This is a genomic window from Pseudomonas sp. HLG18, from assembly GCF_051903985.1.
Classification (GTDB): Bacteria; Pseudomonadota; Gammaproteobacteria; order Pseudomonadales; family Pseudomonadaceae; genus Aquipseudomonas; species Aquipseudomonas fluorescens_BT.
In genome coordinates, this window is sequence record NZ_CP195831.1 from 5,378,757 (window position 1) to 5,403,167 (window position 24,411).

At 61.4% G+C, this 24,411-nt stretch carries 23 protein-coding genes; 14 read left to right on the forward strand and 9 right to left on the reverse strand.

The annotated features are described in order from the left end of the window. Positions 1–52 precede the first annotated feature (52 nt). The gene (gabT, locus tag ACSPX5_RS24745) at positions 53–1,333 is read left to right on the forward strand and encodes a 4-aminobutyrate--2-oxoglutarate transaminase (RefSeq protein WP_207867074.1); all 1,281 of its coding nucleotides are present in this window, start codon (positions 53–55) and stop codon (positions 1,331–1,333) included. Positions 1,334–1,473: 140 nt separating this feature from the next. Continuing rightward, the gene (locus ACSPX5_RS24750) at positions 1,474–2,685 is read left to right on the forward strand and encodes a response regulator (protein ID WP_207867075.1); all 1,212 of its coding nucleotides are present in this window, start codon (positions 1,474–1,476) and stop codon (positions 2,683–2,685) included. Positions 2,686–2,712: 27 nt separating this feature from the next. On the opposite strand, the gene ACSPX5_RS24755 is transcribed toward ACSPX5_RS24750, so the two are convergent. Then, positions 2,713–3,702, reverse strand: coding sequence for a GGDEF domain-containing protein (locus ACSPX5_RS24755; protein ID WP_169428348.1), 990 nt, complete (start codon positions 3,700–3,702; stop codon positions 2,713–2,715). Between the two features lie 145 nt (positions 3,703–3,847). Continuing rightward, a complete protein-coding gene (desA, locus tag ACSPX5_RS24760) occupies positions 3,848–5,026 on the reverse strand; it encodes a delta-9 fatty acid desaturase DesA (RefSeq protein ID WP_169428349.1) in 1,179 nt (392 codons plus the stop codon). 147 nt (positions 5,027–5,173) lie between these two features. Here desA and dibA point away from each other — a divergent pair, with 147 nt between their 5' ends. From dibA to ACSPX5_RS24790, 6 genes are all read left to right on the forward strand, one after another. Further along, positions 5,174–7,093, forward strand: coding sequence for a phosphodiesterase DibA (gene dibA, locus ACSPX5_RS24765; RefSeq protein WP_439820436.1), 1,920 nt, complete (start codon positions 5,174–5,176; stop codon positions 7,091–7,093). A gap of 190 nt (positions 7,094–7,283) precedes the next feature. Then, complete coding sequence (oscA, locus tag ACSPX5_RS24770; RefSeq protein WP_003220508.1) at positions 7,284–7,466, forward strand: sulfur starvation response protein OscA; 183 nt, start codon at positions 7,284–7,286, stop codon at positions 7,464–7,466. 139 nt (positions 7,467–7,605) lie between these two features. Continuing rightward, positions 7,606–8,619, forward strand: coding sequence for a sulfate ABC transporter substrate-binding protein (locus tag ACSPX5_RS24775; protein ID WP_011331904.1), 1,014 nt, complete (start codon positions 7,606–7,608; stop codon positions 8,617–8,619). A 156-nt stretch (positions 8,620–8,775) separates the two neighbouring features. Beyond that, entirely contained in the window at positions 8,776–9,594 is an 819-nt protein-coding gene (cysT, locus tag ACSPX5_RS24780) for a sulfate ABC transporter permease subunit CysT (protein ID WP_007952818.1), read from the forward strand. Between the two features lie 13 nt (positions 9,595–9,607). Beyond that, on the forward strand, positions 9,608–10,480 hold the full coding sequence (cysW, locus tag ACSPX5_RS24785; RefSeq protein WP_064361637.1) for a sulfate ABC transporter permease subunit CysW: 873 nt from the start codon (positions 9,608–9,610) through the stop codon (positions 10,478–10,480). Positions 10,481–10,483: 3 nt separating this feature from the next. Continuing rightward, entirely contained in the window at positions 10,484–11,473 is a 990-nt protein-coding gene (locus ACSPX5_RS24790) for a sulfate/molybdate ABC transporter ATP-binding protein (RefSeq protein ID WP_169428351.1), read from the forward strand. A 114-nt stretch (positions 11,474–11,587) separates the two neighbouring features. Here the strand turns inward: ACSPX5_RS24790 and ACSPX5_RS24795 are convergent, their stop codons facing one another. Then, the gene (locus ACSPX5_RS24795; RefSeq protein ID WP_439820437.1) at positions 11,588–12,112 is read right to left on the reverse strand and encodes a DUF962 domain-containing protein; all 525 of its coding nucleotides are present in this window, start codon (positions 12,110–12,112) and stop codon (positions 11,588–11,590) included. Between the two features lie 85 nt (positions 12,113–12,197). On the opposite strand from ACSPX5_RS24795, the gene ACSPX5_RS24800 reads away from it, so the two are divergent. Continuing rightward, positions 12,198–12,881, forward strand: coding sequence for a Crp/Fnr family transcriptional regulator (locus ACSPX5_RS24800; protein ID WP_439820438.1), 684 nt, complete (start codon positions 12,198–12,200; stop codon positions 12,879–12,881). Between the two features lie 70 nt (positions 12,882–12,951). Further along, on the forward strand, positions 12,952–13,272 hold the full coding sequence (locus ACSPX5_RS24805; protein ID WP_169428354.1) for a hypothetical protein: 321 nt from the start codon (positions 12,952–12,954) through the stop codon (positions 13,270–13,272). A gap of 127 nt (positions 13,273–13,399) precedes the next feature. On the opposite strand, the gene uraH is transcribed toward ACSPX5_RS24805, so the two are convergent. Together uraH and ACSPX5_RS24815 are read right to left on the reverse strand one after the other, a co-directional pair. After that, positions 13,400–13,810, reverse strand: coding sequence for a hydroxyisourate hydrolase (gene uraH / locus ACSPX5_RS24810; RefSeq protein ID WP_169428355.1), 411 nt, complete (start codon positions 13,808–13,810; stop codon positions 13,400–13,402). A gap of 16 nt (positions 13,811–13,826) precedes the next feature. Further along, positions 13,827–14,309 carry a GlcG/HbpS family heme-binding protein gene (locus ACSPX5_RS24815; RefSeq protein WP_439820439.1) on the reverse strand — a complete coding sequence of 161 codons (483 nt, stop codon included), beginning with the start codon at positions 14,307–14,309 and terminating at the stop codon, positions 13,827–13,829. 136 nt (positions 14,310–14,445) lie between these two features. On the opposite strand from ACSPX5_RS24815, the gene ACSPX5_RS24820 reads away from it, so the two are divergent. Both ACSPX5_RS24820 and ACSPX5_RS24825 read left to right on the forward strand, forming a co-directional pair. Continuing rightward, positions 14,446–15,126: a heavy metal response regulator transcription factor gene (locus tag ACSPX5_RS24820; RefSeq protein ID WP_039772967.1), complete on the forward strand. Its 681-nt coding sequence runs from the start codon at positions 14,446–14,448 to the stop codon at positions 15,124–15,126. After that, positions 15,116–16,501, forward strand: coding sequence for a heavy metal sensor histidine kinase (locus ACSPX5_RS24825; protein WP_439820440.1), 1,386 nt, complete (start codon positions 15,116–15,118; stop codon positions 16,499–16,501). The genes ACSPX5_RS24820 and ACSPX5_RS24825 overlap by 11 nt, the downstream gene beginning before the upstream one ends. 131 nt (positions 16,502–16,632) lie before the next feature. Here the strand turns inward: ACSPX5_RS24825 and ACSPX5_RS24830 are convergent, their stop codons facing one another. Then, complete coding sequence (locus ACSPX5_RS24830; RefSeq protein WP_169428358.1) at positions 16,633–17,637, reverse strand: AraC family transcriptional regulator; 1,005 nt, start codon at positions 17,635–17,637, stop codon at positions 16,633–16,635. 100 nt (positions 17,638–17,737) lie between these two features. Between ACSPX5_RS24830 and ACSPX5_RS24835 the strand changes: the two genes are divergently transcribed. Next, entirely contained in the window at positions 17,738–18,811 is a 1,074-nt protein-coding gene (locus tag ACSPX5_RS24835) for a fatty acid desaturase (RefSeq protein WP_439820441.1), read from the forward strand. 228 nt (positions 18,812–19,039) lie between these two features. Here ACSPX5_RS24835 and ACSPX5_RS24840 read toward each other — a convergent pair whose 3' ends face one another. The 3 genes from ACSPX5_RS24840 to ACSPX5_RS24850 are packed head-to-tail and all read right to left on the reverse strand — an operon-like array spanning position 19,040 to position 23,075. Continuing rightward, positions 19,040–20,650 carry an arylsulfatase gene (locus ACSPX5_RS24840; RefSeq protein ID WP_439820442.1) on the reverse strand — a complete coding sequence of 537 codons (1,611 nt, stop codon included), beginning with the start codon at positions 20,648–20,650 and terminating at the stop codon, positions 19,040–19,042. Between the two features lie 14 nt (positions 20,651–20,664). Next, complete coding sequence (locus ACSPX5_RS24845; RefSeq protein ID WP_323161025.1) at positions 20,665–21,480, reverse strand: ABC transporter ATP-binding protein; 816 nt, start codon at positions 21,478–21,480, stop codon at positions 20,665–20,667. Further along, the gene (locus ACSPX5_RS24850; protein ID WP_439820443.1) at positions 21,477–23,075 is read right to left on the reverse strand and encodes an ABC transporter permease; all 1,599 of its coding nucleotides are present in this window, start codon (positions 23,073–23,075) and stop codon (positions 21,477–21,479) included. The genes ACSPX5_RS24845 and ACSPX5_RS24850 overlap by 4 nt, the downstream gene beginning before the upstream one ends. Before the next feature lie 304 nt (positions 23,076–23,379). Between ACSPX5_RS24850 and ACSPX5_RS24855 the strand changes: the two genes are divergently transcribed. Beyond that, on the forward strand, positions 23,380–24,393 hold the full coding sequence (locus tag ACSPX5_RS24855; RefSeq protein WP_439820444.1) for an ABC transporter substrate-binding protein: 1,014 nt from the start codon (positions 23,380–23,382) through the stop codon (positions 24,391–24,393). Positions 24,394–24,411 lie beyond the last annotated feature (18 nt).

A 24,411-nucleotide genomic window follows, 5' to 3' on the forward strand; every position in this document is an offset into this window, starting at 1 on the left:
CCCGCTTTATCCTTGAACCACGCCGCCCGATGAGCGGCGAATGAGGACTGTAATGAGCAAGACTAACGCTGAACTGATGGCCCGTCGTACCGCAGCTGTTCCACGTGGTGTTGGCCAGATTCACCCGATTTTCGCCGAGTCCGCGAAGAACGCGACCGTGACCGACGTTGAAGGTCGCGAGTTCATCGACTTCGCTGGCGGTATCGCTGTACTGAACACCGGCCACGTGCACCCGAAAATCATCGCCGCCGTGACCGAGCAGCTGAACAAGCTGACTCACACCTGCTTCCAGGTTCTGGCCTACGAGCCGTACGTTGAGCTGTGCGAGAAAATCAACGCTCGCGTACCAGGCGACTTCGCCAAGAAAACCCTGCTGGTGACCACCGGTTCCGAAGCCGTTGAAAACGCCGTGAAAATTGCTCGTGCAGCCACTGGCCGCGCTGGCGTGATCGCCTTCACCGGCGCTTACCACGGTCGCACCATGATGACCCTGGGCCTGACCGGTAAAGTCGTGCCTTACTCGGCCGGCATGGGCCTGATGCCAGGCGGCATCTTCCGCGCGCTGTACCCGAACGAACTGCACGGCGTGAGCATCGACGACTCGATCGCTTCCATCGAGCGCATCTTCAAGAACGACGCCGAGCCGAAAGACATCGCCGCGATCATCATCGAGCCGGTGCAGGGTGAAGGTGGTTTCTACGTTGCGCCGAAAGAATTCATGAAGCGTCTGCGCGCCCTGTGCGACCAGCACGGCATCCTGCTGATCGCTGACGAAGTACAGACCGGCGCTGGCCGTACCGGCACCTTCTTTGCCATGGAACAGATGGGCGTTGCCGCCGACCTGACCACCTTCGCCAAATCCATCGCTGGCGGCTTCCCGCTGGCCGGTGTCTGCGGCAAGGCCGAATACATGGATGCCATCGCCCCGGGTGGCCTGGGCGGTACCTATGCCGGTAGCCCGATTGCTTGCGCCGCGGCCCTGGCCGTGATGGAAGTGTTCGAAGAAGAAAAATTGCTGGACCGCTGCAAGGCTGTCGGCGAGCGTCTGGTCACCGGCCTGAAGGCCATCCAGGCCAAATACCCGGCAGTGATCGGTGAAGTGCGTGCCCTGGGCGCGATGATCGCGGTCGAGCTGTTCGAAAACGGCGACAGCCACAAGCCGAACGCTGCGGCAGTGGCATCGGTGGTGGCCAAGGCGCGTGACAAGGGTCTGATCCTGCTGTCCTGCGGCACCTACGGCAACGTTCTGCGCGTTCTGGTTCCGCTGACGGCGCCGGACGAGCAACTGGACAAAGGTCTGGCGATCATCGAAGAGTGCTTCTCGGAGCTGTAAGCCGTAGCACCGTGTAATCGGATCGACAAAAAACCCGCTTCGGCGGGTTTTTTCATGCCCGGGAAACACTTGTGCGGTTTTCAGGTTGTACCGAAACGTCAGCATTGGCTAAGGTTCAAGCATTGCAAGGGAGGGCGCGCATGACGGCCGTCGATTTACCCGCTGTACCCCGAGTGCTGATTGCCGAGGCCGACCCCTGGTCTCGTGACCTGCTCAAACAAGTGTTGCTGAATGTGCGCTGCGATGCGCGGCTGGACCTGTGCGCCGATGGCCAGGAGGCAATGACGCTGCTCAGCGAAGTGCCCTATGACCTGGCGATCGTCGACTGGGAGTTGCCCGGCGTCGATGGCTTGAGCGTGTTGCGCAGCGTTCGCCAGCGCAAACGCAATCCGCCGCTGCCGTTCATTCTGATGAGCAGTCGCAACGACAGCGCCAGCGTGCGCGAAGCCTTGCCGCTGGCGCCGACCGCCTACCTGGCCAAACCCCTTAACATGGAAAGTCTGACCGAGCGTTTACAGGGACTGCTGCTGAACGCCGGCGAAGAAGTGTTCTGCGAAGTGCCGGCGCTGGCGCCGGGCATGACCCTCTCGGTATTCCTCGAACGTCGCCGCGAGCAGGCCGACGGCGCGCCGTTGATGACCGACGTGCAAGTGGCGGTCAAGCGCAGCCTCAACCCCAACGGGCTGGATCTGAAGCTGCTGGAGGAGGAAATCCGCACCGATCCGCAAATCACCGCCGTGTTGATCGCCGCCGCCAACAGTGCTGCCCAGCACCATGGCGCGCCGGTGCAAACCCTGGCGCAGGCGTTGCATCGTCTGGGTACCGGGCAAAGCATGAACTTGATCCTTGGCCTTGCACTCAAGCGCAGCGCCCGACTCAGCGATCCGTGCCTCGCCGATTACGCCGAGCGTTATTGGGGCCTGTCGCTGCACACCGCCGAGTACGCTCGCACGCTGGCGCGTCTGCTCGATCTGGATCAGGAACGCTGCTACTGCGCCGGGATGCTCCATCGTCTCGGCGATCTGGCGCTGCTGCGTTGTCTGCAGGAGTGGAAGCAGGCCGGCGGCGAGCTGGATGAGCTGGAGGAGGTCGGCGATGCGCTGGCGGAGTTCGGTGCGGCGTATGGCTCGGCGCTACGCACCCGCTGGCGCCTGCCGCTGGAGCTGCGTGAGCTGATTGCCTCGGCCTACCAGCTCGGTGGCGGGGTGTATTCCCGCGAGGCGCTGGTAATGAACATGGCGGCGCAGATGGCCCGGCTGACCGAGCACGAGGGCGTCGAGGAACTGGCGAAGAGCCGTACGGCGCGGTTGCTCAAGATCGGCTTGCCGGAGCTGATGCGGATGCGCAAATAGCGGCTTGATTGCGCATCCGGTCTGGAGTCAGGCGCAAATGATCCGGTTCTTGCCCTGCCGTTTGGCCTCGTACATCGCCGTGTCTGCGCGGGCGAACAGGGTGTCGAGGCTTTCGTCATCCGGGGTGAGACTGGTCAGGCCCTGGCTGATGGTAATGCCGAACGTCTGTTCACCGTGATTGAAGCTCAGCCGCTGAATTTCCCGTTGCAGCCGTTCGGCCACCTGCATCGCCATGTCCGGCGCACAGCCCGGGAAAACCGCAGCAAACTCCTCACCGCCAATCCGTCCGAACAGGTCCCCCCGACGCAAGGATGCTCGCCCGCATTCGGCGATCCGTTGCAGCACGTTGTCACCTTCCGGGTGGCCGTAAGTGTCGTTGATCACTTTGAAGTCATCGATGTCCAGCAGCAGGAACGCCATTTGCGCGCCTTGCAGACGCGCTTGTTCAAATTCCCGGTGGGCGCATTCGAAGAAGTGTCGACGATTGCTGCTCTGGGTCAGCACGTCGGTAGTGGCCAGCCGTTGCAGCTCGGTTTCCATCTGTTTCTTGTCGGTGATGTCTTCGGCGATGCCGACGATGATCACCGGTTGTCCTGGTTCTTCCTGGCGGTTGATGAAGCACTTGTCGCTGATCCAGCGCACCTGACCGTCGGCGTCGATGATCCGATATTCGCGGTCTTCCACGGCGCCTTTGTGCAGCACTTCGGCGAGGCTGCGTTCAGCATATTCGAGGTCATCGGGGTAGATGCTGTCGCGCCACTGGTTGTAGTCGGCGAGCAGCAGGGCTGCGGAGCGGCCGAAAATCCGCTCATATGCGGGGCTGACGTACAGCACCTGACGGGTTTCCCAATTGAAGGCCCAAAGCACGGCGTTGACACTGACCAGCAGCGAGCTGAACAGCTGTTCGCGTTCGCTCAGGCGCGCCACTTCGCCCTGGGCGTGCATCAATGCCATCAGGGTCTGTGCGGCCTCTGGCCACTGGGGAAGGGATGAGTCTTTTTGATTGTTGTTGACCATCGACACGGATCTCAAAGGGCGTGCCGGGAAGTCGACAACGGCCACGGGACAGCCCGCCGGGGGTGGCGAAGTGTCTTTGAGATAGGGGATCGCGGGTGAAGTTCCGAAGGGTGCGCCCGGGAGCCGGGCGCACCGATCAACGGCATCAGGCAGGGCGAAGCGAGTAGGTTTTCAACTGATCGGCGAATTCACGCAGGGACTGGATGCCACTGACCTCGGCCTCGTGGACCCATTCCTTGATGGCCGCGAGCATGTCGTGGCCATTTGCGCTGGTCTTGACCCAGATCTGCTGCAGGGCCAGGCGTTTTTCGTAAATGACCTTCAGCGCCTGGCTGTGTTCGAGCATGTTCTGGATGCGCGCGTGATGGCGATCCTCGAGCAGGCTGGTTTCACGGGAGAGCAGACGCTTGGCGCGATGGAACTGGTGGCGTACCGAATGATCGACCTTGGCCAGCTCCTGCTTGACCAGCGGCCCGATCACCAGCTTGCGGTACTGGGCCATGATCTGGAAACGGTTGTTGAGGATCGCCATGGCGGTGTCCATGTCCAGGCTGCCCTTGCCTTCGACGCGGTGGGCGATCGGTGCGACCCGCTGCACCTTGGCCAGACGCAGGAAGCAGAAGACCTTGATCCAGGCCCAGCCGAGGTCGAACTCCCACTTCTTGACCGACAGCTTGGCCGAGTTGGGGTAGGTGTGGTGGTTGTTGTGCAGCTCCTCGCCGCCGATCAGGATGCCCCACGGCACCAGATTGGTCGCGGCATCGCGGCATTCGAAGTTGCGGTAGCCGACGGCGTGACCGAGACCGTTGACCACGCCGGCGGCCCAGACCGGGATCCACATCATCTGGATCGCCCAGATGGTGATGCCGATGGTGCCGAACAGCAGCAGGTCGATGACCGCCATGATTGCGATGCCCAGCAGGCGATAGCGGCTGTAGAGGTTGCGCTCGATCCAGTCTTCCGGGCAGTTCTTGCCATAGATGCGCAGGGTCTCGGGGTTCTGCGCTTCTTCGCGGTACAGCTCGGCCCCTTTGCGCAGTACCGTGGACAGGCCTTTGACGACCGGACTGTGCGGGTCATCTTCGGTTTCGCATTTGGCGTGGTGCTTGCGGTGGATGGCCGTCCACTCGCGGGTGTTCTGCGCCGTGGTCAGCCACAGCCAGAATCGGAAGAAATGCTTCAGCCCGGCATTCAGCTCCAGAGAGCGATGAGCCGAGTAGCGGTGCAAGTAGACCGTGACGGCAACAATCGTCACGTGGGTCATCAGCAGGGTCACGGCGACCAGCGACCAGGCCGACAAGCCAAGAAAACCTTCGTACCACATAGGCTATAGGGCCCTCGATAGAGAAAAAACAGCCGTTGCATTATCACCAAGCACACAGATAAAACCAGTCGCCCTTTCAGATAAGAGATGGCTGGATGTTTCTTGACCTATAATCCCGGCATTTTTTGTAGGGACATGGACGGCCGAATGTCTGCCACATACCGCGATGCCTTGCGTGCAGCGCTGCTTTACCTGGTTCTTGCCGTTGTCTGGCTGCAAGGTACTGGCTATTTATTGAACAGTTTCTTCGATAGCTCCGCTGACCCGTTGCGTTGGCAACTGATCAACGGTTACGTCTTTGCGGCGCTCAGTGCCGGGCTGATCTTCCTCGCCCGGGCGCGTCTGTTCGAATGCCTGGGCATCGGTGCCCGGTTGCGCGAGCGTCAGGCCGATCGCGAACGTCTGCGCCAGGCCGCCGCGGTGTTCGATTGCACACGTGAAGGCGTGCTGGTCACGGACCGACAAGGGCTGATCGTGCACGTCAATCGCGCGTTCATGGAGATCACCGGTTATCAGCACGACGAAGTGCTCGGTCGGCAGCCCAGCCTGTTCAAGTCCGGCCACCATCCACCAGGCTTCTATCAGGCGATGTTCGCCACGTTGCAGGCGCAGGATGAATGGAGCGGCGAGATCTGGAACCGGCGCAAGAGCGGAGAAATTTATCCACAGTGGCAAACCATCCGGGTGATACGCGACGATGACGGTCGCCTCAGTCATTACGTCGCGGTATTTTCCGACATCAGCGCGATCAAGGACTCCGAGCACGAACTCAAGCATCTGGCCCACCATGATCCGTTGACCGACTTGCCAAACCGCCTGCTGTTCAGCGACCGCGCCGAGCAGGCACTGGCTTCGGCGCAGACCCACAAGCGCGGCTGCGCGCTGCTGATGATCGACCTCGATCACTTCAAGCTGATCAACGACAGCCTCGGCCACAACATCGGCGACCGTTTGCTCAAGGCGGTTGCTGTGCGTTTGCAGGCGTTGTTCGGACCGGGCATCACGCTGGCGCGCCTGGGTGGCGACGAGTTCGCGGTGTTGATGGAAAGTTGTCCACAGCCGGCGCAGGCGGCGGCGCTGGCCCAACGTATTCTCGATGCACTCAAGGAGCCGTTCTGCCTCGACAGCCACGAATTGTTCATCAACGCCAGCCTCGGCATCAGTCTCTTCCCCAGCGATGCCTTGAGCGCCGAACAACTGCTGCGCAACGCCGATGCGGCGCTGTTCAAGGCCAAGAGCAGTGGCCGCAATGGCTACGCGCTGTACACCGAAGAACTCACGGCCCACGCCCAGCAGCGGGTCGAAATCGCCTTCGAATTGCGCCGCGCGCTGGAGCAGCAGGAGCTGCGGGTCTACTACCAACCGGTGCACGACCTGAAAACCAGTCGCCTGATCGGCGTCGAGGCGCTGGTGCGCTGGGAGCATCCGCAGCGGGGCCTGGTGTCGCCGGCGGAGTTCATCCCGATTGCCGAGCGCACCGGGCTGATCTCGGAAATCGACGCCTGGGTCATGCAGCAGGCCTGCCGGCAGATGTGCCAATGGCAGCAGGCCGGTGTGGTGCTGTCGTTTGTTGCGGTGAATGTTTCGTCACGACTGTTTGCCCGTCGCGAGTTGTATGAGCAGGTGGCGCAGGTGCTGCACGACACCGGTCTGGATCCGGCCTATCTGGAACTGGAAGTCACCGAAAGCGCGGTGATGGACGATCCGGAAGTGGCGCTGGAACAGATGCATCGTCTGCGCGAGCTGGGGATTCGTCTGGCCATCGATGATTTTGGCACCGGTTACTCGTCGCTGTTGCGGCTCAAGCGCCTGCCGGTGCAGAAGCTCAAGATCGACCAGGGATTCGTCGCCGGCCTCCCTTGGGACGAAGACGATGCAGCGATTGTCCGGGTGATCATCGCCCTGGCCCGCAGCATGGGCATGCAGGTGCATGCCGAGGGCATCGAGCAGGCCGAGCAGGCGGCGTTCCTGCTCGAGCAGGCTTGCGATCTGGGGCAGGGCTACTGGTTCGGGCGGCCTGTGCCCGAGACGCTGATTGACTGGAGCAGAGCCCCGGCAGTCAGTTGAGCGGCGGGACCGGCGGACTTGCGAAAGGGTAAATCCGCCGCAAACCCTTGCTGCATCACATAATGTTTTCCAGTTATATAAACATTCTTAAATAGTCTTTTTAAGAATATCCGCGCCTCTCTTATATTGCTCCCACGCCGAACGCAGTGCCGCCCACTGCCAGGCATATCCCATACAAAGGAGCAGCACCATGAGCGCATCCCTGCGTAGCGTTGACGGTCAGGACGAAACCACCATTCTGCGTGAAATCCAGAGCGCCTTGCGCGACCTGCGTTTCGGTGCGGTGGAAATCACTGTGCACAACGCGCAAGTGGTCCAGATCGAACGCAAAGAGAAATTCCGTCTGCAGCAACCGGGCAACAAACCGAGCTGAATCCAAAAAGATTCCAGCCTGCGCCCGCTCTTGCCGGGGATCAATGCAAGAGTGGGCGCAGGCGGTGATCTTTACTGGCAACCCGATTTTCGCAATCCATAAGAAAAAGCCACCACCCAGAATTCCAGGAGCTTTCACCATGTCGTCGATTCGCCGTTACGCTTTGGCCGCCCTGGCCAGTGCCGTGTTTGCCGGTTCCGCGGTTGCCAAGGATTATGAACTGCTCAACGTGTCGTACGACCCGACTCGCGAGCTGTATCAGGATTACAACGCCGAATTCGTGAAGTACTGGCAGTCGGAGCACGCCGGCGACACCGTGAAAATCCAGCAATCCCACGGCGGTTCGGGCAAGCAGGGCCGTGCGGTGATCGATGGTCTGCGCGCCGATGTCGTGACCCTGGCGCTGGCCGGCGACATTGACGAAATCGCCAAGCTCGGCAAGACCCTGCCGGCTGACTGGCAGAAGCGTCTGCCGGACGCCAGCACCCCGTACACTTCGACTATCGTGTTCCTGGTGCGCAAGGGCAACCCGAAAGGCATCAAGGACTGGGGCGATCTGATCAAGAACGACGTCTCGGTGATCACCCCGAACCCGAAAACCTCCGGCGGTGCGCGCTGGAACTTCCTCGCCGCGTGGGCCTACGGCCTGAAAGCCAACGGCGGCAACGAAGCCAAAGCCAAGGAATACGTACAGACCCTGTTCAAGCACGTTCCGGTTCTGGACACCGGCGCCCGTGGCTCGACCATCACTTTCGTCAACAACGGTCAGGGTGACGTGTTGCTGGCCTGGGAAAACGAAGCCTTCCTGGCGCTGAAGGAAGATGGCGGCAAGGACAAGTTCGACATCGTCGTGCCGTCGCTGTCGATCCTCGCCGAACCACCGGTGGCGGTGGTCGACAAGAATGCCGAGAAGAAGGGCAACGAGCAGATCGCCGAAGCCTACCTCAAGCACCTGTACAGCCCGGCCGGCCAGGAAATCGCGGCGAAGAACTTCTACCGCCCGCGAGACAAGGACGTGGCGGCCAAGTACGCCCAGCAGTTCCCTAAACTGGAGCTGGTGACCATCGACAAGGACTTCGGCGGCTGGAAAACCGCGCAGCCGAAATTCTTCAACGACGGAGGCGTGTTCGACCAGATCTATCAGGCGCAGTAATCTCAAATGAAACGAGCCTGATGCTCAGGCACGAAACCATGTGGGAGCGGGCTTGCTCGCGAAGACGGTGTGTCAGACGACGTAAATGTTGAATGATAGGGCCCATTCGCGAGCAAGCCTGCTCCCACATTGATGCGTTTTTAACCAAGGACTTTTATGTCGCGTCGTATCTCCCCCGTCATACCCGGCTTCGGGCTGACGCTGGGCTACACCTTGGTGTACCTCAGCCTGATTGTGCTAATCCCGCTGGCGGCGATGTTCGTCCACGCCGCCCAACTCACCTGGGATCAGTTCTGGACGATCATCTCCGCGCCCCGCGTTCTTGCTGCACTGAAGCTGAGTTTCGGCACTGCTCTGTGCGCCGCGATCATCAACGGCATCATCGGCACGTTGCTGGCCTGGGTGCTGGTGCGTTACACGTTCCCGGGGCGCAAGGTGATCGACGCGATGATCGATCTGCCGTTCGCCCTGCCGACCGCGGTGGCCGGTATTGCGCTGACGGCGCTGTACACGCCGACCGGGCTGGTCGGGCAGTTCGCCGCCGACCTCGGTTTCAAAATCGCCTACACCCCACTCGGAATCACCCTGGCGCTGACCTTCGTGACGCTGCCGTTCGTGGTGCGCACGGTGCAGCCGGTGCTGGCCGACATCCCGCGTGAAGTCGAAGAAGCGGCGGCGTGCCTGGGGGCCAAACCGTTGCAGGTGTTCCGCCACATCCTGCTGCCGGCGCTGTTGCCGGCCTGGCTGACCGGTTTCGCCCTGGCGTTCGCCCGGGGCGTCGGCGAGTACGGTTCGGTGATTTTCATCGCCGGTAACATGCCGATGAAAACCGAGATCCTGCCGTTGCTGATCATGGTCAAGCTCGACCAGTACGATTACACCGGCGCTACCTCCATCGGCGTGTTGATGCTGGTGGTTTCCTTCGTCCTGTTGCTGCTGATCAACTTGCTGCAGCGGCGCATCGAAACCCCATAAGGAGGCGCGAACCATGTCCCAATCGTCTATTGCGGCCGCGTCCTCGGCCAACGCTGCCCGGCGTGGCAGTGCCACTTCGCGGCGGATTCTGATCGGCCTCGGCTGGCTGATTTTCTTCCTGTTTCTGCTGCTGCCGCTGTTCATCGTGGTGTCGCAGGGTTTGAAGAACGGCCTCGGTGCCTTCTTCACGGCGATCTTTGAGCCGGATGCCCTGTCGGCCCTGAAACTCACTGTAATCGCCGTGCTGATTTCGGTGCCGCTGAACCTGGTGTTCGGCGTCAGCGCCGCTTGGTGCGTGAGCAAATACTCGTTCCGTGGCAAGAGTATGCTGGTGACGCTGATCGACCTGCCGTTCTCGGTGTCGCCGGTGATCGCCGGTCTGGTCTACGTGTTGATGTTCGGCGCCCAGGGCCTGTTCGGGCCGTGGCTGCAGGATCACGACATCCAGATCGTCTTCGCCCTGCCGGGCATCGTGCTGGCGACGATCTTCGTCACCGTGCCGTTCGTGGCCCGTGAGCTGATCCCGCTGATGCAGGAACAAGGCACTCAGGAAGAAGAAGCCGCGCGTCTGCTCGGCGCCAATGGCTGGCAGATGTTCTGGCACGTGACCGTCCCCAACATCAAATGGGGCCTGATCTATGGTGTGGTGCTGTGTACCGCGCGGGCCATGGGTGAATTCGGTGCGGTGTCGGTGGTTTCCGGGCACATTCGCGGGGTGACCAACACCTTGCCGCTGCACGTCGAGATCCTCTACAACGAATACAACCACGTGGCCGCGTTCGCCGTGGCGAGCCTGTTGCTGATCCTGGCGCTCTTCATCCTGCTGCTCAAGCAGTGGAGCGAAAACCGTATCAACCGCCTGCGCGCCAGCGCCGCGGAGGAATAATTCATGTCGATCGAAGTGCGTAACGTCAGCAAGAATTTCAATGCGTTCAAGGCGCTGGACAACATCAGCCTGGACATCCAGAGCGGTGAACTGGTGGCGCTGCTCGGCCCGTCCGGCTGCGGCAAGACCACCTTGCTGCGCATTATTGCCGGTCTGGAAACCCCGGATAACGGCAACATCGTGTTCCACGGCGAAGACGTGTCCGGTCACGACGTGCGTGATCGCAACGTCGGTTTCGTGTTCCAGCACTACGCCCTGTTCCGCCACATGACGGTGTTCGACAACGTCGCATTCGGCCTGCGCATGAAGCCGAAAAACCAGCGCCCGAGCGAAAGCCAGATCGCGACCAAGGTTCACGAGTTGCTGAACATGGTGCAACTGGACTGGCTGTCGGATCGTTATCCGGAGCAATTGTCCGGCGGCCAGCGCCAACGTATCGCCCTGGCCCGAGCCTTGGCGGTGGAGCCGAAAGTGCTGCTGCTCGACGAGCCGTTCGGCGCCCTCGATGCCAAGGTGCGCAAGGAGCTGCGGCGCTGGCTGGCGCGCCTGCACGAAGACATCAACCTGACGTCGGTGTTTGTGACCCACGATCAGGAGGAAGCGATGGAAGTGGCCGACCGCATCGTGGTGATGAACAAGGGTGTGATCGAACAGATCGGCTCACCGGGCGACGTCTACGAAAACCCGGCCAGCGATTTCGTCTATCACTTCCTCGGCGATTCGAACCGCCTGCATCTGGGGGATGACAACCACGTGCTGTTCCGCCCGCACGAAGTGTCGCTGTCGCGGCATGAACTGGAGGATCACCACGCCGCTGAAGTCCGCGATATCCGGCCGCTGGGCGCGACCACGCGGGTGACGTTGAAGGTTGAAGGTCAAACCGATCTGATCGAAGCGGAAGTGGTGAAAGATCACGACAGCCTGACCGGGTTGGCCAAGGGTGAGACGCTGTTCTTCAAACCGAAGGTCTGGCAGAAAGTCGCCAACCTTTAAAAGCATCGCGGGCAAGTCGAGTCGTCGCACCGCAGCTCCCACATGTTTTACGGCGAACACAACATTTGTGAACGACCGGACCCTTGTGGGAGCTGGCTTGCCAGCGATGGCGGTCTAGACAGCCGCGCGATTCGGATTGACCCGCACCACGCCCGCCCGCGCCTCGATCTGCTCTTTCAGCTCATGGCGCATCCCGAGCATGAACGCCAGCTCGGCCACCACGAACAACGGCCCGACGATCAACCCGCTCAAGTCATCGACAAACGCCGGTTTGCGCCCTTCATAGTGGTGCCCGACAAACTGGATCACCCAGCCGATCACAAACATCGCAAGACCTGCGCTCAGCCAGACCAGGGTGCTCTGCTGCGCCAGGACATGCCCGGCCCAGACCGACAGCCCCATCAGCACCGTCATCAAAACCCCGAGCTTCACTTCCAGTCGCAGGTAAAACCATGCTGAGGCCAGTGCCAGGATAACGGCAGGTGAAATCCACAACCCGCCCACCGACCATTCCGGCCGCGACAACAGCACAGCCACCGCCACCACAATCAGCGGAATCCCGATAAAGTGGCTGGCAATGTTGCGCGGGTCACGGTGGTAAGCGGCGTATTGACTCAAATGATCGACGAGGCTTTTCATTGTTGTTCCTCCTGTAGGGTGATCGAATCATGCCCCGGGTTCACGGCTCGTTCTGTCAGGCAGGCGACAATCTTTAGGAGAACGCATGGATAAGGTCTGGCGCGAGCGCCTGTTGACCGGGCAATGGTTCAGTCATCTGCCGCTGTCCTTTCAGGATAGTCTGCTGGCGGCGGCCCGGGAGCGGCGGCTGGCGGCGGGGCAGCGGCTGTTCCAGCGCGGTGATGCGCCGTGCGGGCTGTACGCGGTGCTCGATGGCGCGGTACGCATCGGCGCAGTCAGCGAGCAGGGCAAGGAGGCGCTGCTGAGCCTGGTGGAGGCGCCGCACTGGTTCGGCGAAATCTGCCTGTTCGACGGCCAGCCCCGCACCCACGATGCCTGTGCGGTCGGGCCTTGTACGCTGCTGAACATTCCCCAGGCTACGCTGCTGAAATTGCTCGACGAGCAACCCGTCTACTGGCGGCATCTCGCGCTGTTGATGAGCCACAAACTGCGCCTGACCTTCATCAATCTTGAACAGCTGAGCCTGTTGCCGGCCCCGGCGCGTCTGGCTCACCGCCTGCTGATGATTGCCGAAGGCTACGGCGAACTTGACCCGCCACGCCGTGTGCTGCAACTGCCCCAGGAACAGTTGGCATCGATGCTGTCGCTGTCGCGGCAGACCACCAACCAGATCCTCAAGGACCTGAAAGATCAGGGAATCATTGGTCTCGGTTATGGGGAAATCGAGATTCTGGACATGGAAAAACTGCGCGCCACCTGTCAGATCTGACAGTAGCGGACGCATATCGGGCGGTGTACAAGAGGTGGGTCGAATATGACCACAAAAGGAGTTGGACCCGATGAACAGTAAAGCTGCCGGCACCGCTGATTACTCTGACCTCCCTGTCAATAAAAGCGTCCCCGCACCAGTCGTTGTCAAACCCCAGGGTGACGTCAACAACCCGGTTGAATTCTCTGGTACTGGTCTGGCTGGGTGGCGGGTATGGATCATGGAAGTTCCGATTGATGGTGATCCGTTTGCTTCAGCTCTAGTCGGCCCGGATGGTACTTGGTCTGTCAAAGCGACACTGCCCAAAGCTGAATATCAGGCTTTCGCGGTACAGATGGATAATCGTGAAAGGTCTGAATGGAGCCCGTTTTTCAAGTTCAAGGTCAATTAATGAACATCGGGTCCGCAAGCTGATTTCCGACACAGCGGCGGTAGGAGAGTTTGCGAAGAAGAAAAGACCCTGATCATCCAATATTGCCGTCGATGGGGCAGGGCTTTTCTTGCCGAATCTGTCTGAGCTACGAACCGCGATAGGTCGAGAAGCCATACGGGCTCAGCAGCAGCGGAATGTGATAGTGCTGATCCGTCTGCTTCACTTTGAAAATCACCGGAATCTCCGGAAAAAACGTCTCGTGCTTCGTCTTCTCGAAGTACTCGCCGGTCTTGAACACCACCCGGTATTCACCCGCCTCGAACGGTTTGTTCGCCGGGAACAGTTCGGCGATCCGTCCCTGTTCATTGGTGGTGCCCTGCGCCAGCGGCTGCCAGTCCTGACCGACATGACGTTCCAGCGTCACGTTGATGCCCGGCGACGGCAGGCCGTTTTCCAGATTGAGTACGTGCACGCTCAGCGGGTTGCCGGCAGCCAGCGCCAGGCTCGAAAAAGCGCTCAGGCCGAGCGCGGCAAAAGTGATGCGCAGTGGGGTCATGGTGATGCTCCTGGGTTCAAGTACGGTTGATGGACAGGCCGACGATGTTGGCAGCCTTCATTGCGCAGGCTTCGTCCTGCTCACCGCCGCCGGAGCCGGCCACGCCCATGGCGCCGACCAGTTCTTTTCCGGCGAACAACGGGATGCCGCCGCCGAGCAACAGCAATTCATCGAGGGTATTGAGGTTGGCGGTTTCCGGATTGCTGCGTGCGCGCTCGGCAAACACCCGGGTCGGGGCTTTCGTCGATAGCGCGGTGTAGGCCTTGCGCTGACTGGCAGCCGTGTTGTGCGGGCCGATACCGTCGCCGCGCAAAGTCACCAGCAGGTTGCCGCCACGGTCGAGCACCGACACCGTACCAGTGCAGTTTTCCAGCGTTGCATCGGCCAGCCGCCGTGCGGTTTTCAGATCGAGGTCGGCATGACGGGGCAGCTCAGGTGCGGCGAATGCGGTGGCGCCGAGGCTGATTGCCAGGCTGGCGATCAAGTATTTAGCGGTCATGGGCAGGCTCCAAAAGCGAAGGCCGCCACCTTATCCGCCGGTCCCCGTCATAACCTCGTCAGTCGGATTACATGTTTGTAATGGGCAACGTCGCCGAAGGGGCCTAGCCTGTGCTTCTGATCAATCGAGGTGTGCCATGCGTTTGCTGGTCGTAGAAGATGAAGCCAAAACCGCGAACTTCATCGCCAAAGGGCTGGGAGAGTCGGGTTTTGCCGTGGACGTGGCGCTGAATGGCCTCGACGGTCGCTACTTTATTGAGCAGCAGGAATATGACCTGATCATCCTCGACGTGATGCTGCCGGGCCTCAACGGCTGGCAATTGCTCCAGCTGATCCGCCAGCGCGGCGCCACGCCGGTGCTGTTCCTGACGGCGAAGGACGCCATCGAGGACCGCGTGCGCGGCCTCGAGCTGGGGGCCGATGACTATTTGCTCAAGCCATTCGCCTTCGCCGAATTGCTCGCACGGGTACGGACGTTGCTACGGCGTGGGCCGATGCGCGAAGCCGAGTCGTACAGCATCGCCGATCTGGAAATCGACGTGCTGCGCCGTCGGGTCAGCCGGGGCGGCCAGCGCATCGCCCTGACCAACAAGGAGTTCGCCCTGCTGCATTTGCTCGCCAGCCGTCAGGGTGAAGTGCTGTCGCGCACGCTGATCGCTTCGCAGGTGTGGAACCTGAATTTCGACAGTGACACCAACATGGTCGAAGTCGCGGTGCGCCGGCTGCGTTCGAAAGTCGATGATCCGTACATGCCCAAACTGATCCACACCGTGCGCGGGGTCGGTTATCAACTCGAAGCGCCCGACGATGCGCGCTAGGTCGATCGCCTGGCGCCTTGCCCTGGCATTCGCCGCCGTTTGTGCGCTGGTACTTGGCGCGATCGGCGTGTTCCTGTATCGCTCGCTGGCCTCGGAACTTGCCTGGCGCGACGACATGGCGTTGCTCGGTCGTCTGGAGCAAGTACGCGCATTGCTCGCCGACAGCGACAGCCTCGACGCCTTGCAGGCGCGGCCACGGCTGTACCAGAACATGCTCGGCAACCTCGACAGTCTGCTGCTGGTGCAACGCGCTGACGGCTCGAATGTGATCACGATCAACCCTCGCCAACGCGCACTGCCGTCGGTGCCGGCCATCCCCCGGGATCAACCGCCGCAACGCAGCGATGTGCTGATCTGGCAAGCGTCGGACGGCGTCGAACTGGCCCTGTTGTCAGGTCAGGCCCAAGGCCCGAACGGCGAATCGCTGACCGTGATCGCCGGCAAGGTCTTGAGCGAGCGCGAGCAGATGCTCGGCAGCTATCGCCTGCGTTTGTATCTGGCCGTCGGACTGGGTGCCGTGCTCGCCTTCACCCTTGGCCTGGTACTGTTGCGCCGCGGTTTGCGGCCTCTGCGCAAGCTGAGTGAGGCGCTGCGTGGCATCGACCTGCGCAGCCTCGACCAACGGGTTCCCACCACCGGCACGCCAACCGAATTGCTGGAGCCGGTACAAGCGTTGAACGGCATGCTCGGGCGGCTCGACGACGGTTTTCAGCGTCTCTCACAGTTTTCCGCCGACCTCGCCCATGAAATCCGCACGCCCCTGCACACCTTGCTGGCAAGCAACGGCCAGGCACTGAATTACCCGCGCACCAGCACCGAGTATCAGGATGTACTGGCGTCGAACATGGAAGAGTTCGAACGGCTCAAACGCATGGCCGAAAACCTGATGTTTCTCGCCCGCGCAGAGCAGGCCGAACGGGCGCTCGATCTGCGCACGCTCAAGCTGCACGACATCGGCGAAGAGTTGTGCGACTACTTCGAAGCCCTGGCCGATGACCGGGAAATCCGCCTCGAAAACACGTTCAGCGGTGAACTGCTGGCGGATCAACAACTGCTGCAACGCGCCTTGGGCAACCTGTTGGCCAACGCCGTGCGCCATGCCGATGCCGGCTCGGTCATCAGCCTGCGCCGGCGCGATGAGCCAGGCGTGTGCTGGCTGCAGGTCCATAACCTCGGCCCGGTCATCGCGCAGGAGCATCTGGGCAAACTGTTCGACCGCTTCTACCGCGTCGACCCGTCCCGCGCCGAACCGGGAGATTCCGGCGGATTGGGATTGGCGATCGTGCAGTCGATCATGCAGTTGCATGGGGGGCGGGTGCGGGTCAGCAGTGATGCAAATGGCACCGTGTTTGAACTGGGGTTTATGTTGGTCTGACGGGCGCTTTCGCGGGCAAGCCCGCTCCCACAATGGTCGAGGTGTGACGCGGATTTTTGTACGCCCCAATCCTTGTGGGAGCGGGCTTGCCCGCGAAGAGGCTGGTCGATTCAGAACAAATTCCAGCCCCGTCAGCGCAACTGATCCCGAAACTGCCCCGGCGTCATCCCGGTCCAGCGCTTGAACGCCCGGCTGAAGCTGCTGGTGTCGGCAAATCCCAGTAAATAACTGACTTCGCTCAGCGAGCATTGCGGATCGCGCAGGTGCAGCAGCGCGAGGTTTTCGCGGCTTTCATTCAGCAGAGTGTCGAAGCGACAACCCTCGTCCGCCAGGTGCCGTTGCAGACTGCGCAGGCTCAAGTGCAGAGCCTGGGCAATGCGTTCGGCGCTGGGCTCGCCTTCGGGCAGTTGTTCTTCGATGGCGTCGCGCACCTTGCGCTCCCAGGTCAGGGGCTGGAGCTGGGCGAGGGTGCGTTTGAGCACCGCTTCGTTGTGCTCGGCCAGTTCCGGGTTGGCGTCGTCGAGGTGACTGTCGAAGTCGGCGAGGGCGAACTCGATGCAGTCTTCTTCGGCTGAAAAATGCACCGGCGAGCGGAACACTTTGTGCCATTGATGTGCATCGGTGGGTTCCGGGCGGCGCAGGTACACCGCCAGTGGCGCGTAGTCGCGGCCGAGGCGATTGCGGCAGGTACGCACGTAGATCGCGGCGAAGGCGTCGATGGCTTCGAAGGCAGGCGCCGGGTTGTCGACCGGGATCTTCAGGCGAAACCGATAGCGGTCTTCGGTGCGGGTCAGCTCCAGTTCCAGCGCGTCGCTGACCACCTGGTGATAACGCACGATCCGCTCGAACACTTCCCGCAGGCTGCCGCTGGCCACCAACGCATAGCCCAGCGCATGAAAGGTCGTGGGGCTGACAAACCGCGACACCCGCAAACCGATCGCCGGATCACCGCTGACCTGCACTGCGATTTCCCACAGGCGTGTGGTCGCGGACAACGGATAGCGGGCGTTCGGGTCGTCCATCAGTTGCGGATCGAGCCCGGCCTGCTGGCACAGGGCAGTGCTGTCCAGCCCCAGCGCGTCGAGTTGCTTGCGCAGGGCGCGCGTCCAGCTGGCGAGAGAAGTCGGTTCCTTCATGCTGATTGGCGCTTCCGGTCAACAGGTTGGCGTTCTCGGCTACCGCGTTTGAAGTCCGCGCGGGGCAGGATACGAACATCAATAATCAGAGGATGGAAGCATGGACCGTACTTCTGCAAGTCCCCAGCGACACAATGCTGCCCAGCGATCAGCGCATATTCGCGAAGTGGTGCTGGCCAAAGGCGTCGAGCTGCGCGAGCGCTACCCGATTCTCAAGCATCAGGATGCCCTTGGTGCGGGAATTCTGGCCTTCGCCCTGGCCGGGATGATCGGATCGGCGGCGCTCTATATCACCGGGCAATTGGCGTGGTGGGTGTGCTTGCTATTGAACGCCTTTTTCGCTTCGCTGACCCACGAACTCGAACACGACCTGATCCACAGCATGTATTTCCGCAAACAGCGTGTGCCGCACAACCTGATGATGGGCCTGGTGTGGCTGGCGCGGCCGAGCACGATCAACCCTTGGATCCGCCGTCATTTGCACCTCAATCATCACAAGGTGTCCGGCACCGAAACCGACATGGAAGAGCGGGCGATCACCAATGGCGAACCCTGGGGTTTTGCGCGGTTGCTGATGGTTGGCGACAACGTGATGTCGGCGTTCATCCGCATGCTCCGGGCCAAGACCTGGGCGCACAAGTTCAGCATCATCAAACGCACGCTGAAGGTCTACGCGCCGCTGGCGCTGGTGCATTGGGGGGCGTGGTATGTGTTTCTCGGCTTCCACGCGGCCAATGGCATCGCTTACTTGATGGGCTCGCCGATCGAATGGTCGGCGACCACGTTGTCGGTGATGCAAGTGATCGACATCGCCGCTGTGGTGATCATCGGCCCGAACGTGTTGCGCACCTTCTGCCTGCACTTCATCAGTTCGAACATGCATTACTACGGGGATGTGGAGCCGGGTAATGTGCTGCAGCAGTGCCAAGTGTTGAACCCGTGGTGGCTGTGGCCGTTGCAGGTGTTCTGCTTCAACTTCGGCAGCAGTCACGGGATTCATCATTTTGTGGTGAAGGAGCCGTTCTACATTCGCCAGCTGACGGTGCCGGTGGCGCATAAGGTGATGCGGGAGATGGGGGTTCGGTTTAACGATTTCGGGACGTTCGGGCGGGCGAACCGGTTTGTTCGCAAGGAAAATGAAGGGTTGGCGGGGAAGGCAATTGAGGTGAATTGACTTTGTATGTTCGGCTTGAGAACCAGCCCTCACCCTCACCCTAACCCTCTCCCGGGGGGAGAGGGGACTGATTGGGGGATATTGGAGAAGAACGCCGACGTGATCCTGATGTGCTGAATCCATAATCGACTCGGTTTTCCAGGTCGACGTATAACGCAATACACCTCGGTCTGCTCCCTCTCCTGGGGGAGAGGGCTGGGGTGAGGGGAGCTCTTGATCTTGTCCCCCTCAATCCGGCTGAAACGGCGACTCACTCAGAATCACCCCGGTTTCCTCCACATACCGCTGCCAATGCTCGATCAGCGCTTCAAGCCTCTGCGGCTGGCTCGACGCCAGGTCATGAATCTCCCCCGGATCACTGCTCAGATCGTACAGCTGCCAGGTCGCCGGCCCCACCGGGCCGGGGATCCACACCGCTTTCCACTGCCCCTGCCGAATCGCCCGGCGCCCGAACAGTTCCCACCCGGTGACGGTGTGTTCGTCATGCACCTGCGCCGTCTCGCCGGACAAGAACCCCAGCCACGATTTACCGCGCAAAGGCGCCACCGTTTTACCGTGCCACTGCTTGCCGGGATGGCGCACGCCGGCCAGATCGAGAATGGTCGGCGTGATGTCCATCACCGTGCCGAAACCATGGCTGATCTGCCCCTTCAACGGCAGCTGCGGATAGTGCAGCAGCGCCGGAACGCGAATCCCGCCCTCGGTGGTGAAGGCCTTGAACAGGCGTGACGGTGCGGTTGCCACCTGCGCCCAGTTCGGTCCGTACCAGACGTAGGAATTGGCACGGCCGATGTTGTCGAGGCTGTTGTCGTAATGCTGGCTCAGATACGTCACCAGCTGCGGACCGAATTTCGGGAAGGCTTCCAGCAGCGCGCCTTCGGCACCGTTGTCGGACATGAACAGGATGAAGGTGTTGTCGAGCTGACCTTGTTGACGCAGATAATCGACGACGCGGCCGATGTTCCAGTCCATGCGCTCGACCATCGCTGCGTAGACTTCCATCGCCCGGGCGGAAATGCGTTTTTGTTCATCGCTCAGCGCGTCCCATTGCGCAGTCAGCTGGATCAGCGGATGCGGTTCGACATCCGGCTCGATCAGTCCCAGCGATTTGAGTTTTTCCAGACGCTCGAGGCGCAGCACTTCCGGTCCCGCGTCATAGCGGCCACGATATTTTTCGACGATGTCGGCGGGCGCCTGCAACGGCCAGTGCGGCGCGGAAAACGGCAGGTAGGCGAAGAATGGTCGGCTCTGGTCACGCTCCTTGAGGTACTGCAACAGCTTGTCGCCGAAGGCGTCGGAGGAATAGAAATCCTTCGGCAATTCGTCGATGAAGGTGTCGTCTTCGATGTACAGCGCCGGGGTGGATTTCAGCAGGCCGGGCGTGTGTTCGTCGTAGGTCGGTTCGAATCCGTAATGGTTCGCCGCGCCGGGCAGCAGCGAGAACGAACGCTCGAAACCGCGGGCGTGGGGCGCCAGTTCGGCGGTCAGGCCCAGGTGCCATTTGCCGCTCATCAAAGTCTGATAACCGGCCTCACGCAGCAACTCCGGCAGCGCGACGACACGGTCATTGAGGTAACCCTCGTAGCCCGGCTTGCCGATCAGTTCCGGGGTCAGGGCTTCGGCCATGGTGCCAATGCCGGCGATGTGGTGATCGGTGCCGGTGAGCAGCATCGAGCGGGTCGGCGAGCAGGTCGGTGCGGTGTGAAAGTCGGTCAGGCGCAAGCCATTGTTGGCCAGCGCATCGAGGTTCGGCGTGGCGATTTCGCCGCCGAAGGCTCCGATGTCGGAGAAGCCGAGATCATCGGCCAGAATCACCAGAAAGTTGGGACGTTGCGGCATCGACAGGCTCCTGTTCAGCAGGCAATGAACGACAGCGGCAGATCGCGGATCTGCACCGGTGCGCTCGGTTGGTAATGGTCGTCACTGGTCAGTTCGTGCAGCAGTTCTTCGCGCAACTGGTGGAAGTCGAAACTGCTGCGCTGGCGCGGATGGGGCAGGGCGATGTCCACCACCTGTTTGATCCGGCCCGGGCGCGGCTCCATGACCACCACGCGGTCGGCGAGGAAAATCGCTTCCTCGACATCGTGGGTGACCAGAATCGTGGTGATCTTTGCCCGCTCGCGAATCGCCAGCAGTTCGTCCTGCATCTGCTGGCGGGTCAGCGCGTCGAGGGCGCCGAAAGGTTCGTCGAGCAACAGGATCCGTGGGCTCGCCACCAGGCCGCGAGCAATCGCCACGCGCTGGGCCATGCCGCCGGAAAGTTGATGCGGATAGGCGCGGGTGAAGTCGCGCAGGCCTACCAGTTCGATGAAATCGTTGACGCGTTGCTGCTTTTCGGAGGCAGCCAGCGGCTCGTTCACCAAGCCCAGACCGATGTTGTCGGCCACCGTCAGCCACGGGAATAGACGGTGCTCCTGAAACACGATGCCGCGCTCGCCACCGATGCCGCTGACGGCTTTGCCATCGACTGTGATCTGCCCGCGAAACTGCGTGTCGAGGCCCACCAGCAAGCGCAGCAAAGTGGATTTGCCGCAGCCGCTGGAGCCGACGATAGCGACGAATTCGCCCTCGGCAATGTCGAGGTTGAATTCGCGAATCGCCTCCAGTTCGAAACCGTCGACGTCGAAGGATTTGCCTACATGGTTGAAGCTGACAATCGGTGCGTTCATGCGTGTCTCCAGCGGGTGGCGCGGATTTCCAGGCGTTGGCCAATGAGGTTGAGCAGGGCGCCGGTGAGGCCGACCAGCAGCATCCCGGCCATGATCAGGTCCATGCGCAGCAGTTGTTGGGCGCCGATCATCTGGCTGCCGATGCCGCCGTTGGACGGCATGAAATATTCGGCGCCGATGGTGCCCAGCCAGGCGTAGATCAGGCTCAGGCGCAGGCCGGCGAAAATCCCCGGCGCAGCGCCCGGCAATACCAGTCGACGCAGGCGTTGGGCGAGGCTCAGTCGCAGGGCCTGCGCGGCTTCGTTGAGCTGTGGCGAGAGGTTGGCGACGCTGCGTTGAGTCGCGACAAACAACGGAAAGAAAGCGGCGAGGGCGACGAACACCCACTTCGCCAATTCGCCCAGACCGAACCAGGCGGTGAGCAACGGTACCCAGGCGAAAATCGCGATCTGGCGCAGGGCGGCGAGGGTCGGCCCGAGTACGCGTTCGCTGGTGCGCGACAGACCCAGCAACAAGCCCAGAACCAGGCCGAGGCCGCCGCCAATCAACAAGCCGCCGAGTGTGCGGCCCAGGCTCAGGGCCATGCCCGAGATCAACGTACCGTCGAGCAATCCGTTTTTCGTTGCCTCAAGCACCACCCACGGGCTGACCAGAATGTTGGCATCAATCCATTGTTGATCGACCGCCAGTTGCCACAACGCAAACAGCGCCAGCGGCAGCAGCCACGGCTGCACGCGTTGCCAGCCTTCGTAGCGTGGGCCACGACGAATTTCCGCCGTGGCCGGGTGCGGCCAGTGCACCAGTTTTCTGTCCAGCATGCCGATGCCGCGATCCATCGCCACCCCGATCAGGCCGATCACCACGATGCACACAAAAACGATGTCGAGCATGAACAGCTGTCGCGCCCAGACCATCAGGTAACCGATGCCTTCGCTGGAGGCCAGCAGTTCCACCGCGAGCAATGAAGTCCAGCCAGCGGCCAGCGCCAGGCGCACGCCGGCCATGAACGCCGGGAGGGCGGCGGGCAGCACCAGTCGGCGGATCAACAGACGTGGCGGCAAACGTAAAACAGCGGCGGCTTCACGTAATTTGGGTTGCGCATCGCGCACGCCGACCAGCGTGTGCAGGGTCACCGGCACCACGATGGCCTTGACCAGCACCACCAGTTTCAGCGTTTCGCCGATGCCGAAAAACACCATGAACAGCGGAATCCACGCCAGCGTCGGCACCTGGGCCAGGCCGGCGAAGGTCGGGAAGATCAGGCGTTCGAGGCGACGGCTGAAGCCCAGCGCCGCGCCGAGTACTGCGCCGGCGGAAACGCCCGCGAGCAGGCCCCAGAACAACCGTTGCAGGCTGATCCACAAATGACTCCACAACTCGCCCTGGGACAGCTCGATCGCGCTGCTCCACACCAGTGACGGCGCCGGCAGGATCTGTTCGCTCATCCATTGATTGCGCGCCGCCAGCCACCACAGGGCGAACAGTCCGAGCGGTAATATCCAGGGTAAAACGCGTTGGCTCAGGCGTGGCCAGGTGCGCCGGCTTTTCAACGGCGGTGCGGCCAGTGGCAAGCTGAGCAGGGATTCACGGGCCATGGGTGACCTCCGTTGTCGGGTTGGATCGTGTCAGCGGAATTAGCTGAAAACTAATTGTTATAAGCGAATTGAAAAATAACAATTTTGGAGATAAGCAGCGCCATTTAAGGCCTCCAGCCCTGCACGCATCCAATGCATTCGAAGAATATTTTCGATGCTCTCCATGCATACCGCTCTGCATGTCCCGATTTTGCTGACTTAGCTTGAAAAGCTATAAAAATGTGCGTTTTAAGTATTTAAGTGCTGGTACGGATTGCGCCTACTTTCGGCTCCTCAATGCCCGCCGTGATCAGGAGCCGCACCCATGAACCTTCCCTTCAAACGTGTCATCAGTCTGTTTGCCGCGCCGGCACTGGCGGGTCTGCTGGCGTTCTCTGCCCAGGCCGACGAGCTCAAGGAGATCAGGATTGCCGTGCCGGATCTGAGCGCCGGCACCCAGCACAGCGGTGGGGGCATCGTGGACGTGCTGCGCGATCAGCAGATCTTCGAAAAGGCCTTCGCCGATCAGGGCATCAAGATTCAGTGGAGTTTCTTCAAGGGCGCCGGACCGGTGATCAACGAGGCGTTCGCCAACGGCCAGGTGGACCTGGCCTATCTCGGAGATCTGGCGGCCATCATCGGCAAGTCCAACGGGCTGGATACGCGCCTGCTCAGCGCCAGCGCCCGGGGTGTGAAGCAATACCTGGGCGTGGTGCCGGGTTCGGGGATCAAGACGCTGCAGGATCTCAAGGGCAAGCGCGTGGCGATCTTCCGCGGCACTGCGACCCAGTTGTCGTTCGATGCCGCGTTGGCCAGTGTGGGCCTGAGCGAGAAGGACGTGAAAGTGATCAACCTCGATTTCAACGCAGCGGTTGCCGCGCTGGCGGCGAAGCAGATCGATGCGTCATGGGGCAGCTCTGGGCTAACCGCGTTGCAGGCCAAAGGCCTGGCCGAGTTGCCGCTTAACACCAAAGACCTTGGCGGCGCTGGCAGTGTGCAGTCGGTGCTGGTGGGTACCGGCAAATTTGTCGACGGGCATCCGGAAGCCGTGGCGAAGCTGCTCAAGGCGCAGCAGCAGGCCGTGGAGTGGCTGACCCAGGACAGCAACAAGGACGCCTACGTGCAACTGGTCTCGGAACTCGCGAGTTATCCGCCGGTGATCCTGACCCAGGATCTGAAGGATCAGAACCTGAGTGAAGTATTCCCGTCGACACTGGACCCGTTATTCCTCGAAAACCTGCAGGGCAAGGTGGATCTGGCGGCGCAGCAGAAGCTGATTCGCAAGCCGTTCAAGGTGAACGAGTGGGTAGCGCCTGAGCTGGCGGCTGTGAAACTCTGAGTCATGCGGTCATTCCCG